Below are 13,125 nucleotides of genomic sequence, written 5' to 3'. Positions count from 1 at the left end.
ACCACCGTACGACCCGGCACTGACACTCGGGTGGTGATCGGCCCGGCAGCCGGCCCTCCGTCACCAGTCCTGGGAGCGGTGGCCGCCCCTCGGGACGCTCCTGCGGGCCCCGCGCCCGGCGGGCCGGGCCGTCCAGTTCGCGGGCTCGCCGTAGGACGGCACGTGGCGCGGGGCGGGCACGCCGGGGCGGTGCGGGCGGCGGGCGGCGGGGCCCTGCCAGTCAGGGTCGCCCATCACGAGCAGCGGGTCGAACATGACGACGACGGCGGCGAGGATGAGGAAGACCGCCGGGCCGATCAGCATAGGCAACAGCAGCGAGGTGGCGGTGTCGCCGGTGCCCTTGACGGGTTCCGCGCCGTGCAGGTGGACGCTGACCGCCGACATGGCGGTGTAGTGCATACCACTGACGGCGACGCCCATCACCAGGCTCGCACCGAGGCTGGCCAGAAATCCATGTACGGAGACGGCCGCCCAGAGGGCCGTCGTGGCCGCCACGACGGCGATGACCACGGACGTCGCGACGGTGAGCGTGTCGTACTCGATGCGCCCCTGGAGACGCATCCCGGCCATGCCCAGATAGTGCATGGTGGCCACGCCGAGGCCGGTGATGGTGCCGCCGGTGACCAGGGTGAGGGCGGTCGCCCCCCGGTAGCCGACGATGAAGATCCCGATGCCGACCATCAGGACGGCCACGCCCAGGCTGGCGAAGGTGATGGGCAGGTCGTAGTGGATGGGGGCCTGCTGGACCGAGAAGCCCATCATGGCGATGAAGTGCATGGTCCAGATGCCGGTGCCGATCGACGTGGCGCCGAGGGCGAGCCAGCCCGCCTTGAAGCTGTCACGGTGGCGGAGCGATCTCGTGGTGCAGCGCAGGCCGAGGGCGCCGCCCAGGCACGCCATGAGAAAGGCCGCCACCGGAGTGACGATCCCGTAGCTGAATCCGTCGACCGTGCCCTGCATGAGCGTGTGTCCTCCACCCCTGGTGCCACGTCGTCCGAAAACAGTCGGCACCGCTGGGTAGTACTACCGGGGCGAGATTATGGCGCGCCGCGAGCCACGCGACCACGTGACCGGGGAATTTCCGCTCGTGAGACCTGAGCGAGACCGGTTCGTGACCTTGCGCCGGTCTTCCGGGCCCCGTTGTCGGTGGCGGGTCGTACCGTGGGCGGCATGGACATCGAAGCGGGGCCGGAGTGCGCCGGGCGGGCCGTCCCGGTGGAGTGGACGGTCATGGAGTGCCCCATCGGGCCGCTCTTCCTCGCCGCGACCGAGCGCGGGCTCGTGCGGGTCGAGTTCCACGCGGACGCGGCGCGGCGGGACCGCATGCTCGACCGGCTGGCGGCGCAGCTCGGCGCGGAGCCGGTGGAGCGCGCCTCCGGGCTGCTCGCGGGCGCGATACGCCGGCTCGACCGGTACTTCGCGGGCGAGCCGGGCGAGCTCGACCTGCCCCTGGACTGGAGCCTGACCGCCGGCTTCAACCGGCAGGTGCTGCGCGAGCTGGCGAGCGGTGTGCCGTACGGCACGGTCGTCGGGTACGGGGACCTGGCCCGACGCGTGGGGCAGCCGGGGGCGGCACAGGCGGTCGGCGCGGCGATGGGCTCCAATCCGCTGCCGGTCGTGGTGCCGTGCCACCGTGTGGTGGAGAGCGACGGCGGTCTGGGCGGCTTCGGGGGCGGTTTGGAGACCAAGCGGCAGCTCCTCGCGCTGGAGGGCGTGCTGCCGACGCCACTGTTCTGACGGCCTCTCCCGAACGGCGGGGCCGGGGGGGCCGGGGGCGCCGACCTCGGGGCCGGGGGCCCCGACCTCGGGGCCGGGGCGCCGACCCCGGGCCGGGGCTCGGCGGCCTCGCCCGGGAGGCGTTCCCATCAGGTGGGACGGCTGGCACACTCACGTAAGTGACCCACACCCCCGGTGCCCCTGACGCCACCCTGCCCGGACACATACCCGGCCCCACCCCCGTCACCGACGCCGAGCTCCCCGCGCTGCGCCGGCGCGTCCAGGCCGTGCTCCTCGCCACCCAGATCCTCGGGGGCCTCGGCATCGCCACCGGCGTCGCGCTCGCCGCCGTGCTCGCCAGGGACGTCAGCGGTTCCGAGGCGCTGTCCGGTCTCGCGTCCACGGCGACCGTGGCAGGGCCCGCGCTGCTCGCCATGCCGCTCGCCGCCCTGATGGCCTCGCGGGGCCGCCGGGCCGGTCTCGTCCTGGCGTACCTCATCGGCGCGGTCGGCGCCGGCGTCGCCGTGCTGGGGGCGGTCGCCGAGAGCTTCCCACTGCTGCTCCTCGGCCTCGTCGGCTTCGGTGCCGGCTCCTCGGCCAATCTGGCGGCCCGCTTCGCCGCCGCCGACCTCGCCGAACCGGACCGCAGGGCGCGGGCCATCTCCACCGTGGTGTGGGCGACGACGATCGGGGCGGTCCTCGGCCCGAACATCGCCGCGCCGGCCGGGAGGAGCGTGGCCGGTCTGGGCATACCCGCCACCGCGGGCCCCTTCGTCTGGGCCGCCGGAGTCTTCGTGATCGCGGCGGCCGTGGTGGCCGTGCTGCTGCGCCCCGACCCCCTCCTCACCGCCCGCGCGCTCGACGGGACGGGCGCGGGCGAGGCACCGGAGGAACGCTCCCTGCGGGCCGGGATGAAGGCCGTGCGGGAGTCCCCGAAGGCCCGGCTCGCGGTGGTCACCGTCGCCGGCTCGCACACCGCGATGGTGTCGATCATGTCGATGACCCCGGTGGCCCTCACCCACCACGGGGCGGACATCCAGCTGATCGGGCTCGTCATCAGTGGGCACATCGCGGGCATGTACGCCTTCTCGCCCCTGATGGGCTGGCTCTCCGACCGGCTGGGGCGGCTGTCGGTGATCGGGCTCGCGGTCGGCCTCATCGGCGTGGCGGCGCTCGTCGCGGGCACCGCGGGGCCCAGCCACGGCCGTACCGCCCTCGGCCTGTTCATTCTCGGCCTGGGCTGGTCGGCGGGTCTGGTGTCCGGCTCGGCACTGCTCACGGACTCGGTGCCGCAGGCCGCGCGGGCGGCGGTCCAGGGGCTCTCCGACTTCATCATGAACACCGCCGCCGGCGTCGGCGGTCTCGCGGCGGGCCTGATCGTGGCGCAGGCGGGCTACGGGCCGCTGAACGCGATCGCCGCCTGCCTGCTGCTGCCGATGGCGGCGCTCGCGATCCGGGGCTCGCTCCGGAAGGCGTGAGGCTCCGCCCGGGCGGCCGGTGCGTCACCGCGCCGGTGCGTGCGGAACCGCCGTCGGCCGGTGCGGCACCTCCGTACGTCCGTCGGCCGGTGCGTCACCTCCGTACGGCCGGCGGTCCGTGCGGCACCGCCGTCGGTCAGTGCGGCGCCGCCGGGGAGGACGCCCCGCTCGCCAGTCGGCGCGGGGCGCCCGTGCCGTCGGCCGGGACCGACCAGACCGCTCCCCCGTAGCCGTACGCGAGGGTGCTCCGGTCCGTCCAGAGCGCCTGGTCGTCGATGCCCCGCCGCTCGGCGACCGCGTGCTCGCGTCCGGTGCCCAGCTCGTACACGTACAGCCGCCACGGCTCGCTCGGGCCGTCGGAGACCCGCTTCTTGAAGGCGAGCCGGGTGCCGTCCGGGGAGAGCGACGGGCATTCGACGTTCTCCCGCAGGGCCTTGGCGGACCAGTTCCGCATGTCGCCCTCGACGAGATGGGTGCGGCCGTCCGTCGAGACGGTCGCGTAGAAGCGGTTGTCGTCGGCGGCGAAGCTGACGCCCCAGTAGTTGACGTCGGGGGCGTGGTACCGGCGGCCGCCGAGGGTGAGCGGGATCTGCTCGATGTTCTTCACCAGGTAGCCGGTGCGCAGGTCGAGGATCGAGGTCCGGGTGGAGAAGGACGAGCGGGCGTACGAGTCGCCGGTCGCGAACATGGTCCAGGCGAGCATGTTCCCGGAGGCCGAGACCCGGGCCCGGCTGGGGATGCCCGGCAGACCGATCCGGCGGACCTCGCGCAGCCGCCTGTCGAGCACGAGGACGTACGAGCGGGCCGGAACGCCCGGCCTGCGCTGGAGGCAGAGGGCGGTGGGCCCGGCCGCGTGGAAGCGGTCGCAGGTGGGGCCGCCCACCTCCCGGCCGCCGGGCGCGGACGGGTCCACGCGCGCGACGCGGCCGCTGGCGGTGTCCCGCGCGTAGAGCGCGCCGGTGGCGCGTTCGAGGGTGAAGCCGGGGTCGGCGGTCCCGGCGACCGCGGCCTCGCGGCCCGAGGCCGCGCGCAGCGTGTAGGCGGTGGCGCCGCCGCCGAGCAGCAGAAGGGCGAGTACGAGGATCCACACGCGCGTACGGGTGGACGGGCGGGCACCGGTCGGTTCGGACATGGGTCAGTCGCTCCTCTCGGAGGGCTCGGAAGGAGTCGTGGGCAGCAGCCGCGCGGCGCAGCACAGCGCCGCCGTGAGGGCGAGCAGCGCGGCGACGAGCGCGGTCTCCGGCCCGCTCGCGGTCCAGGCGGCGCCGAACGCGACGGCGGCACCGAGCCGGGCCAGCGCCTGCGCCGTCTGGACCACGGCGAGGCCGCTCGCCTGCCGGCCCTCGGTCAGGAAGGGGCCCGCCAGGGCCATCAGGACGCCGTCGGTGGCGGCGTAGAAGACCCCGAGCAGGAGGAGGACGCCGAGGAGCACCACGGGGTCGGGCAGCGGGGCGAGGAGCAGTCCGTAGGCGAGGAGCAGGGCTCCGTGCCCGTACAGGAGCGGTGCTCGCCGACCGATCCGGTCGGCGAGGCGTCCGGCGGGGACGGCGAGCAGCAGGTAGACGGCGGCCGCGCCGAGCGGCAGGAACGGGAACCAGGTCGCGTCGAACGCGAGCCGTCGCTGGAGCAGCAGGTAGAGGAAGGCGTCGCCGATGGTGGCCGCGCCGAGGATTCCGGCGCAGATCACGATCCGTCGGTAGCCGGGCGAGCGCAGCCCGCCGAGCAGCCCGTCGAGCAGCCCGCTGAACCTCCCGCCGCGGAACCCGCCCCGCGCGCGTGGTTCCGAGACCTCCCCACGCGCGCGTGGCTCCGCCGGGACGGCGGGTGCCTTCCGGTCGCCGCGTGTCCGCCCGGGAACGAGCAGCATCCACAGCAGGACGCCGAACGCGCCGACGCTGAAGCTGACGGCGAAGACGGCGTCGTACGCGTCGGCCGTCGCCCACAGCAGGGCGAAGGCGGCCAGGGGGCCGAGGAGGGCGCCGGTGGTGTCCATGGCCCTGTGCGTACCGAAGGCGCGGCCCAGCTCCTCGGGCGGGCTGTGCAGGGTGATGAGGGCGTCGCGCGGGGCGGTCCGGACACCCTTGCCGAGCCGGTCGGCGGCGATCGCGGTCGCGATCCAGCCGGTCGCGCCGCCGGCGAGGAGGAGGCCGAGCCGGGAGCAGGCGGACAGGGCGTAGCCGAGCCCGCCGACCTGCTTGTGGCGTCCGCCGCGGTCGGCGGTGGCGCCGCCGAGGAGCCGTACGAGCGCGGTGGCGCCGGTCGAGAGGCCGTCGAGCAGCCCGAACTGGAGCGGGGAGAGACCGAGTCCGAGGACCAGGTAGAGCGGCAGGACGGCGGTCACCATCTCCGAGGAGACGTCGGTGACCAGGCTGACCGCGCCGAGCGCGAGGACGGTGCCGGGGACGCGCCGCCGGACCCCCGAAGGGGCGGGCGGCGCGTCGGGGCGACCGGTGGTCGCGAGGTACATCAGTGGCAGGTGTAGGTCGGGCCGGAGTCCTTCACCTGGTTGTCGGTGCCGACGTACTGCCAGGTGTAGGTGGTGTCGGTGAGGTCCAGCTTCAGGACGCCGTACGGACCGCTGATCCGCTTCTGGCTGTTGGGCTGGACGGTCTCGATGTCGTAGGGCTCGGCGCCGCCCATGCCGCCGACGATCTCGACGATGCCGTCGGCGGTGGCCCGCCCGTTGGGGTCCTGCGGGGCGAAGCGCTCGTAGTGGTGGTCGTGCCCGTTGAGCACCAGGTCGGCCTTGGCGTTGTAGAGGATCTGCCAGACGGGTTTGGAGACGGGGTCGTTGCCGTGGCCGCCGGAGGAGTACAGCGGGTGGTGGAAGTAGGCGGCGACGCAGCCCTTGGTGTTCCGTGCGAGGTCGTCCTTGAGCCACTGGATCTGGGTGGCGTCGTCGAAGGAGTTGGAGTCGAGGGCGACGAAGTGCCAGTTGCCCTGGTCGTAGCTGTAGTACGGCTTGCCCTGCGGGTAGGCGATCGCGCCGAAGTACGACTTGTAGCCGGCGAGCGGGCCGGCGGGGTCGTAGGTCTCGTGGTTGCCGGGCACGGGGCGGGTCTTCGCCTTGAAGGCGCCCCAGGACTTGTCGTAGTAGTTGCGGAAGTCGGAGAGCAGGGCGTCGTCGTACTGGTTGTCGCCCATCGTCAGGTAGAAGGACGGCGCGATCCGCTGCGCCAGGGCCGCGGTCTTGGGGTGGGCGCAGGAGCTGCTGGAGGCCGTGCACTGGGCGGCGATGTCGCCGGCCGCGACGACGGTGAAGGCGCCGGTGGGCGGCTCCGTGGTGCCGGTGGTGCCGTAGACCTCCGCCGAGAAGAGCGAGTAGCCGTACGAGGTGCCGCGCGCGGTCCCGTACACGCGGAGGTAGCGGCCCTGGCCGGTGAGTCCGGTCCAGTCGTCCGTGCCGCCGTTCCCCGCGGTCTCGTTGGCGAGGCGGGTCCAGGTGGTGCCGTCGGTGGAGATCTCGACGCGGTAGGCCTTGGCGTACGCGGCCTCCCAGACGAGCTTGACGCGGGAGACGGTGGCCGAGGGGCCGAGGTCGACCCGGATCCACTGGGGGTCGACGCCTTCGGCGCTGGCCCAGCGGGTGGTGGAGACGCCGTCGAAGGCCTTCTCCGGGCCGAAGGTGCTGTCCTCGACGGAGGATGAGGTGGCCGGTCGGCCCTGGGATATCAGGACGTCGGCGGCGGCTCCTGCCCGGTCCGGGAGGGCGAGCAGGAGCCCGCCGACGAGCAGCAGCACGGCGGCGAGGACGAAGGGGAGTGGGGTGGTGGTGCGGCGTGGTGGGGCGGAGGCGTTCAGGCGCATACCTGGGCTCCCTGGCCTGGAGGGTCGGCGAGAGCTGGACACCGGTGCGGCGCACCACGGACCTGCCGGGCGGCGGCGGGCCGGGGCGCCCGTGCCGTGGGGTACGGACACGGGCGACCGGCCGGGTGGCGATTCGGGCGCCACACGGCGGGGTGGTGCTCGGCGGCCGGGTCAGAGCTCTCGCTGAGCGCGTCACGCCCCTTGGGGTGGGGCGCCGCGCCAAGCCGCTGCCGGGATGCTAGCGGATAGGAAGGTTTCCTACCAGACCTCGACTCGGGCCCGCACGACGCGACTTCGCAGGCGCCAGAGCCGTCAGAGGCTGATGTGGTACGCCTTGCGCAGGGTCTCGTGGACGGTCCAGGTCGTCCGGTCCCCCTCGCGCAGCACACAGGCGTCGCCGGGCCCGATCTGCAGGGTGTCCCCGCCCTCGACGGCGACGGTCGCCCGGCCGGAGACCACCACGAAGAGCTCGTTGGCCTCGGTGTCGGTCACGACGCCGGGCGTGATCTGCCAGATGCCGCGCAGCTGCTTTCCGTCGGCGGACTCCCACAGCACCTTGCCCGTCACCTCGGGCGTACCGGAGATGATCTGGGCGGGGTCGAGCGGCTCCGCTTCCAGCTCCGCGTCGGGGATGTGCACGGCGAAGGAGGGCTGGTCATGTGTCGTCATGGGCGGTGACTGTAGCGGGGGTGCAGGGCCGCTCCGAGGCCGGGACCGGATGGACGGAGCCCCTCCGCTTCGCCTCCCACCAGGCGCGATGCCCGGAACCCGACGCGTCGACGAAATCCGCACGACCCCTTCGGCGCAGCGCCGGACGGGTGGCGCGGCCGCCCCGGACGCCCCTCCGGGCAGCCCGTGACGGAATCCGAAGGCGCTCCCGCGGTGTGGCCGGAGCTCGCCAACGAGGTTTGCGGGGCCTGTGGTCGCGCCAGGAATGGGACATGTCCACACAGGTGTCCGAAGAGGTACGCGAGGCGCTCCACGAGGGGCGTCCCGTGGTCGCGCTGGAGTCGACGATCATCGCCCACGGCCTGCCGCGCCCGCGGAACCTGGCGGTGGCCCTGGAACTGGAGGAGCTGGTGCGGGCCGGGGGCGCCGTCCCCGCCACCATCGCCGTGGTCGACGGCACGGCCAGGATCGGCCTGGACCGGGCGGCCCTGAAGCGGATCGCCGAGGACCCGGCGGTACGGAAGCTGGGGCACCGCGACCTCGCCCCGGCCCTGGCGACCGGCGTGACCGGGGCGACGACGGTGTCGGCGACGGCCTGGCTCGCGGACTCCGCCGGCATACGGGTGTTCGCGACCGGAGGCCTGGGCGGCGTCCACCGCGCGTGGACCGACACCCAGGACGAGTCCGCCGACCTGCGGCTGCTCGCTCGTGTCGGCACCACCGTGGTGTGCGCCGGGGTCAAGTCGATCCTGGACGTGCCCGCGACGCTCCAGCGCCTCGAGACGCTCGGTGTGACGGTCGTCGGGTACGGAACGGACCACTTCCCCGGCTTCTACCTCGCCTCGTCGGGCGAGCCGGTCGACTGGACCCTGCGGAGCCCGGAGGCGGTGGCCGGGGTGATACGGGCCCAGGACCGGCTCGGCGGGCCCCGGGCGGCGCTGATCGTGGCCAATCCGGTTCCGGTGACGGAGCAGTTGGATCCCGCGCTGCACGACCGGGTGCTCGCGGGCGGACTGGCGGCGGCGAAGGAGAAGGGGATCACCGGGCAGGCGGTGACGCCGTTCCTGCTCGAATACCTGACGGTGCACACGGAAGGGGCGTCCCTGGAGGCCAACCTTGCCGCGGTACGGGGCAATGTGCGGCTCGCGGCGAGGATCGCGGCGGCGTACGGCGCGGGGACGGACGGCGCGGACGAGACGGGGACGGGCGGCGCGGGGACGGCGCCCGGGCCCGAGCCCTCGCGCGGCTCCGGATCCGCGCCCGGCCTGGGCGGCCGGTGAGCCGGGCGGCGGGTGCGCTGCTCGTCGTCGGGGACGTGGTCACGGACGTCGTCGCCCGGCACCGGACCCCGCTGGCGCCCGCGACCGACACGGCGGCGGAGATACGGACCCTCCCGGGTGGCGCAGGGGCCAACGCGGCCTGCTGGGCGGCACGTTCCGGGTGCGCCGACGTGCGCATCCTCGGGCGGGTGGGGACGGACGCGGCCGACTGGCACGAGCGGGCACTGCGACGCGCGGGCGTGCGTCCCCTGCTCGTACCGGACGCGGAGGCGGCGACGGCCAGCGTGATCGCCCTCGTGGACTCCTCGGCCGAGCGCACCTTCCTCACCGACAGCGGCGCCGCCCTGCGACTCTCCCCCGGCGACTGGTCGGCAGGCCTGCTCGACGGCGTGGCCCGGCTGCATCTCTCCGGCTACCTGTTCTTCGCCGCGCCCAGCCGCGAGACGGCCCGGCTGGCGCTGAGGGACGCCGGGGAGTCGGGGGTGCCGGTGAGCGTGGACCCGGCGTCGGCGGGGTTCCTGGCGGAGCTCGGGGTGGACCGGTTCCTGGCGGCGGCCGACGGCGCGGAGGTCCTGCTGCCCAACGCCGACGAGGCCAGGTCGCTCACCGGGCACGACGAACCGGAACGGGCGGCGGCCCAGTTGAGCCGCCGGTTCCCGCTGGTCGTGGTCACGCTCGGGGCGGCGGGCGCGCTGGTCGCCGAGGACGGCTCGGTGACCGCGCGGGTGACGGCTCCCGCGGTCCGGCCGGTGGACTCGACGGGCGCGGGCGACGCGTTCACCGGGGCCTTCCTGGCGGCCCGGCTCGCGGGCGCGGACCCGGCGAAGGCCGCCGAGGCGGGCTGCCGCGCGGGCGCGGAGGCGGTCACGGTGGTGGGCGGGAGACCGCCGGCCGCCCCACTGGGCGACTGACACGAGGAGAGCGGCGAAGCCCCCTCGCCCGTCCGACCCTGATCAGGGGGTGTCGCCGAACCCCGTCCAGGCCGGGTGGCGCGGGTCGTCCGCGCGGACGACCACGTCCGCCGCGTCGCCGGGGCCGACCTCCGTCTCGTACCGGGCGAAGGCCGGCAGCGTCCAGGCCTCCTCGGTGCGCCGGGCGAGGGCGGCGGCCGAGAGCCGCAGGTGCACGGTGAGGTCAAAGGGGAACCAGTGGCCGAGCAGGAACGGGCCGTGCAGCACGAGCACCCCGCCGGGCGGCAGCGTCACGTACGGGCTGCGGGTCGCACGGTCCTTCACCGGGTCCCAGAGGTCGGGCAGCACTCGCCCGGTGCCGCCCGGCTCCAGCGGCCCGAAGACCTCCCGCCACAGCGCCCCGTTGTCGGTCCACCCGTCGTAGTACGCGTCCGGGTCCTGCTTCCCGTACTCGTACCGCAGCGACGCGGGCCGCAGGAAGCCGCCGGTCCCCGCGACGAGGACGGAGCGCCCGCGTGTCCGCAACGCCCCGGCGAGCTGTTCGGCGAACTCGCCGCCGGGCGCGGCGGGCGGCCCGTCGACGGCGACCTTGAGCCGGCTGCTCCCGTCGGCCGGTGTGGTGCCGTCGAGCCGGCGGGCGAGCGCCTCCGCCAGCCGTTCCCAGGTGATCGCCTCGTATCGCATCCCGCTCATCCCGCTCGACCCGCGTCTCCCGACCATCCTGCCCGCATGTCCGGCGGCCCGTCGTCGCCTGGGCCGCGGAGGGGTACTCCGAACCGGTCGGCCAGGGCCCGTGCGGTGGCGAGGGGCTCCGCCCAGTCGACCTGCTGCCACTGGGCCAGTGGGTGCGGCCGTTCCGCAGGGCCGGGGAGGACGGCGCCGAGCAGCAGGATCCAGCCCCAGGTGTCCCCGTCCCACTCCAGTTCGAGGGCGACGGGCGGACGGGGCAGCTCCGAGGCCCGCCCGGCGAGCGCGTCCACGTCCTGGCGCGGGAGCGGTACGAGCCGGTCGGCGAGGATCTCCTCGCGTACGGCCCCGAGGACGACGCAGTCGTTCAGGTCGGGCCGGGGGAGAACGCCCGCCTCCCGGATCTCGCGGACCGCCATGATCCGTCTCCGCCGGATCACCAGGGCGTCCACCCGTTCGCGGGTCTCCCACGGCAGGGCCAGCCACAGTTCGTGCGCCTTCTCGTACACCACGGCTTGACCTTGTCACTGGCGTCACTGTTTGACCATCGGATTCATGAACACCACCACAGCCACCAGGGTCGTCGTCGTCACCGGTGCGGGCAGCGGCATCGGCCGGGCCGCCGCCCGCGCCTTCGCCCGGCAGGGGGCGACGGTCCTCGCCGTCGGCCGCAGGGCCGAGCCGCTGCGGGAGACCGCCGAGGGGCATCCCGGCATCCACCCGTACGTCGCCGACGTCACAGCGGAGGGCGCGGCCGAGGACATCGCCCGCGCCGCCGTGACCGGCCACGGCCGTCTCGACGTGCTCGTCAACAACGCCGGGATCTCCCTCGGCGGCCCGCTCGGCACCCTCGACCGCTCCGTGATCACGCCGCTCCTGGAGACCAACCTCGTCGCCCCCGTCCTGCTGACGCAGGCCGCCCTCCCTTCGCTCAGGAGGTCGCGGGGCGTCGTGGTGAACGTGACGACGACGATCGGCCAGCGCGGCTGGCCGGCCAACTCCGTCTATCCGGCGACCAAGAGCGCCCTGGAGACGCTGACCCGCTGCTGGGCGGTGGAGCTCGCGCCCGCCGGCGTCCGGGTGGTGGCGGTCGCCCCCGGTCCGATCGAGACCCCGATCGCGGACCACATGGGCCTCTCCCCCGAACAGTCGAAGGCCTTGCGGGCCTGGCAGCTCGCGCACGTTCCGCTGGGCCGGATCGGCCGTCCCGAGGAGGTCGCCTGGGCGATCACCTCGCTCGCGGCGCCGGACGCCTCCTTCCTGACCGGCACCGTCCTGCCCGTCGACGGGGGTGCGCTGGTCGCGTGATAGGAGTGGTCGGGGAGGTGGCGTCCTTGCGCATCGGTGAACTGGCCCGGCGGACCGGGGTGTCGCCGCGCGCCCTGCGCCACTACGAGGCGGCGGGCCTGATCGCGTCGACCCGCGCGGCCAACGGATACCGGGTGTACGGCGAGGACGCCGTGACGCGCGTGTCGAACATCCGGTACCTCCTGGACGCCGGCCTCACCCTGGACGACGTGTCCGCGTTCCGTCCCTGCCTGGACGGTGACATGCCATCGGCCCCGCCGTCCGCCCGCGGCCTGGAGATCGCCCGCGATCGGCTGGCCGTGCTCGACGCCCGGATCGCGGCACAGACCGAGGCCAGGAACCGGCTGGCCCGACGCCTGGGCATGGGGTGGGACCGGGCCTGACGCCCGCGAAAGACCGATGCCCGGGGGGCCGATGCCCGGTCACGGCGGATACCCGGGCACGGCGGAACCCCGGTCACGGCGGATACCCCGGTCACGGCGGGACCCCGGGACGGACCGACGCCCGGGGAAGGACCGACGCTCGGGGACTGGCTCATCCCTGGTCCGGCTACGACCGGCCCGCCCGCACAGGCCGTTCCAGCACCGCGCGCCCCGACTCGATCGCCTCGGCGAGCGTCGACTCCCCGCCCGCGAGGGCCCGGCACGTCGCCCCATCGGTCCGCAGCCGGGCGTCGGCCACCTCGGCCGTACCGGCGCCGTACACCCCGTCCCCGTACGACACCGTCCCGTCGCCCCCGACCCGTACGAAGAACTCGCCCTCGTCCAGGGTCACCTGGACGACGCCGGCGCCCAGCCCGGCGAGCGCGCCGAGGAGCGGGATCGCGTACCAGTGGGCGCGGACGGCGTCGGTGGGCCGAGGTTCGCCCAGGTCGGGCGCCCCCCAGGCGGCGAGGGTGCGCAGCACGGGCAGCAGGTCGCGGCCGCGCGGGGTGAGCTCGTACACGAACGCCGAGGCCGGCGGCGGCAGTCGGCGGCGGGTGACCAGCTCGGCGCCCTCCATGTCCTTGAGACGGCCGGCGAGCATGTCGGTGCTGACGCCCGGGAGATCGGCGTGGAGGTCGGTGTAGCGGCGCGGCCCGGCGAGGAGTTCGCGGACGACGAGCAGGGTCCAGCGGTCGCCGACGAGGTCGAGGGCGCGCGCGGCGGCGCAGTGCTGGTCGTAGCTGCGGCGGCGTGGCTGACGTGGCATGCGACGCAGTCTAGACATGTTGTTGGACTTTCCAAGCTCGAACTTGGTAAAACCAAGCAACACTGATTCCGGGGACTT

The 13,125-nt window shown here is 74.5% G+C and carries 14 protein-coding genes; 6 read left to right on the top strand and 8 right to left on the bottom strand.

Going from position 1 to position 13,125, the window contains the following annotated elements; genetic code table 11:
- Window positions 1-60: 60 nt before the first annotated feature.
- On the bottom strand, window positions 61-960 hold the full coding sequence (locus ACIP84_RS18235) for an MHYT domain-containing protein (protein WP_355956397.1): 900 nt from the start codon (window positions 958-960) through the stop codon (window positions 61-63).
- A 210-nt stretch (window positions 961-1,170) separates the two neighbouring features.
- Between ACIP84_RS18235 and ACIP84_RS18230 the strand changes: the two genes are divergently transcribed.
- Together ACIP84_RS18230 and ACIP84_RS18225 are read left to right on the top strand one after the other, a co-directional pair.
- A complete protein-coding gene (locus ACIP84_RS18230) occupies window positions 1,171-1,737 on the top strand; it encodes a methylated-DNA--[protein]-cysteine S-methyltransferase (RefSeq protein WP_401798640.1) in 567 nt (188 codons plus the stop codon).
- 158 nt (window positions 1,738-1,895) lie between these two features.
- Window positions 1,896-3,194 (top strand): MFS transporter, encoded by a 1,299-nt coding sequence (locus ACIP84_RS18225; RefSeq protein WP_401798638.1) that lies wholly within the window; start codon window positions 1,896-1,898, stop codon window positions 3,192-3,194.
- 136 nt (window positions 3,195-3,330) lie between these two features.
- On the opposite strand, the gene ACIP84_RS18220 is transcribed toward ACIP84_RS18225, so the two are convergent.
- The 4 genes from ACIP84_RS18220 to ACIP84_RS18205 all read right to left on the bottom strand — a co-directional run bounded on the left by ACIP84_RS18220 (window position 3,331) and on the right by ACIP84_RS18205 (window position 7,670).
- Window positions 3,331-4,326, bottom strand: a complete 996-nt coding sequence (locus ACIP84_RS18220; protein ID WP_355956401.1) for a hypothetical protein — start codon at window positions 4,324-4,326, stop codon at window positions 3,331-3,333.
- Window positions 4,327-4,329: 3 nt separating this feature from the next.
- Window positions 4,330-5,661, bottom strand: a complete 1,332-nt coding sequence (locus tag ACIP84_RS18215) for an MFS transporter (RefSeq protein ID WP_401798636.1) — start codon at window positions 5,659-5,661, stop codon at window positions 4,330-4,332.
- On the bottom strand, window positions 5,661-7,001 hold the full coding sequence (locus ACIP84_RS18210) for a discoidin domain-containing protein (RefSeq protein WP_355956405.1): 1,341 nt from the start codon (window positions 6,999-7,001) through the stop codon (window positions 5,661-5,663). The genes ACIP84_RS18215 and ACIP84_RS18210 overlap by 1 nt, the downstream gene beginning before the upstream one ends.
- A gap of 312 nt (window positions 7,002-7,313) precedes the next feature.
- Window positions 7,314-7,670, bottom strand: coding sequence for a cupin domain-containing protein (locus ACIP84_RS18205; protein ID WP_401798634.1), 357 nt, complete (start codon window positions 7,668-7,670; stop codon window positions 7,314-7,316).
- A 272-nt stretch (window positions 7,671-7,942) separates the two neighbouring features.
- Between ACIP84_RS18205 and ACIP84_RS18200 the strand changes: the two genes are divergently transcribed.
- Together ACIP84_RS18200 and ACIP84_RS18195 are read left to right on the top strand one after the other, a co-directional pair.
- The gene (locus ACIP84_RS18200) at window positions 7,943-8,950 is read left to right on the top strand and encodes a pseudouridine-5'-phosphate glycosidase (RefSeq protein WP_401798633.1); all 1,008 of its coding nucleotides are present in this window, start codon (window positions 7,943-7,945) and stop codon (window positions 8,948-8,950) included.
- Window positions 8,947-9,861, top strand: coding sequence for a carbohydrate kinase family protein (locus tag ACIP84_RS18195; RefSeq protein WP_401798632.1), 915 nt, complete (start codon window positions 8,947-8,949; stop codon window positions 9,859-9,861). The genes ACIP84_RS18200 and ACIP84_RS18195 overlap by 4 nt, the downstream gene beginning before the upstream one ends.
- 42 nt (window positions 9,862-9,903) lie before the next feature.
- On the opposite strand, the gene ACIP84_RS18190 is transcribed toward ACIP84_RS18195, so the two are convergent.
- The gene (locus tag ACIP84_RS18190; RefSeq protein WP_401798818.1) at window positions 9,904-10,545 is read right to left on the bottom strand and encodes a uridine kinase; all 642 of its coding nucleotides are present in this window, start codon (window positions 10,543-10,545) and stop codon (window positions 9,904-9,906) included.
- 5 nt (window positions 10,546-10,550) lie between these two features.
- Window positions 10,551-11,060, bottom strand: a complete 510-nt coding sequence (locus tag ACIP84_RS18185) for a hypothetical protein (protein WP_401798631.1) — start codon at window positions 11,058-11,060, stop codon at window positions 10,551-10,553.
- 43 nt (window positions 11,061-11,103) lie between these two features.
- Here ACIP84_RS18185 and ACIP84_RS18180 point away from each other — a divergent pair, with 43 nt between their 5' ends.
- The gene (locus ACIP84_RS18180) at window positions 11,104-11,856 is read left to right on the top strand and encodes an SDR family NAD(P)-dependent oxidoreductase (RefSeq protein ID WP_401798629.1); all 753 of its coding nucleotides are present in this window, start codon (window positions 11,104-11,106) and stop codon (window positions 11,854-11,856) included.
- A gap of 26 nt (window positions 11,857-11,882) precedes the next feature.
- Complete coding sequence (locus ACIP84_RS18175; RefSeq protein ID WP_401798628.1) at window positions 11,883-12,239, top strand: MerR family transcriptional regulator; 357 nt, start codon at window positions 11,883-11,885, stop codon at window positions 12,237-12,239.
- Between the two features lie 166 nt (window positions 12,240-12,405).
- On the opposite strand, the gene ACIP84_RS18170 is transcribed toward ACIP84_RS18175, so the two are convergent.
- Window positions 12,406-13,047, bottom strand: coding sequence for a helix-turn-helix domain-containing protein (locus ACIP84_RS18170; RefSeq protein ID WP_355956417.1), 642 nt, complete (start codon window positions 13,045-13,047; stop codon window positions 12,406-12,408).
- Window positions 13,048-13,125 lie beyond the last annotated feature (78 nt).

The sequence above is a fragment of the Streptomyces sp. NPDC088707 genome (genome assembly GCF_044752725.1).
In the GTDB taxonomy this organism is placed as follows: Bacteria; Actinomycetota; Actinomycetes; order Streptomycetales; family Streptomycetaceae; genus Streptomyces.
This window is presented reverse-complemented; position numbering and strand designations above follow the sequence as displayed.

What these genes read in the sequence shown, in the direction of transcription:
- ACIP84_RS18180 (WP_401798629.1), top strand. Translation starts at nt 11,104, where the DNA reads ATGAACACCACCACAGCCACCAGGGTCGTCGTCGTCACCGGTGCGGGC.
- ACIP84_RS18215 (WP_401798636.1), bottom strand. Translation starts at nt 5,661, where the DNA reads ATGTACCTCGCGACCACCGGTCGCCCCGACGCGCCGCCCGCCCCTTCG.
- ACIP84_RS18200 (WP_401798633.1), top strand. Translation starts at nt 7,943, where the DNA reads ATGTCCACACAGGTGTCCGAAGAGGTACGCGAGGCGCTCCACGAGGGG.
- ACIP84_RS18210 (WP_355956405.1), bottom strand. Translation starts at nt 7,001, where the DNA reads ATGCGCCTGAACGCCTCCGCCCCACCACGCCGCACCACCACCCCACTC.
- ACIP84_RS18235 (WP_355956397.1), bottom strand. Translation starts at nt 960, where the DNA reads ATGCAGGGCACGGTCGACGGATTCAGCTACGGGATCGTCACTCCGGTG.
- ACIP84_RS18170 (WP_355956417.1), bottom strand. Translation starts at nt 13,047, where the DNA reads ATGCCACGTCAGCCACGCCGCCGCAGCTACGACCAGCACTGCGCCGCC.
- ACIP84_RS18205 (WP_401798634.1), bottom strand. Translation starts at nt 7,670, where the DNA reads ATGACGACACATGACCAGCCCTCCTTCGCCGTGCACATCCCCGACGCG.
- ACIP84_RS18220 (WP_355956401.1), bottom strand. Translation starts at nt 4,326, where the DNA reads ATGTCCGAACCGACCGGTGCCCGCCCGTCCACCCGTACGCGCGTGTGG.
- ACIP84_RS18230 (WP_401798640.1), top strand. Translation starts at nt 1,171, where the DNA reads ATGGACATCGAAGCGGGGCCGGAGTGCGCCGGGCGGGCCGTCCCGGTG.
- ACIP84_RS18190 (WP_401798818.1), bottom strand. Translation starts at nt 10,545, where the DNA reads ATGCGATACGAGGCGATCACCTGGGAACGGCTGGCGGAGGCGCTCGCC.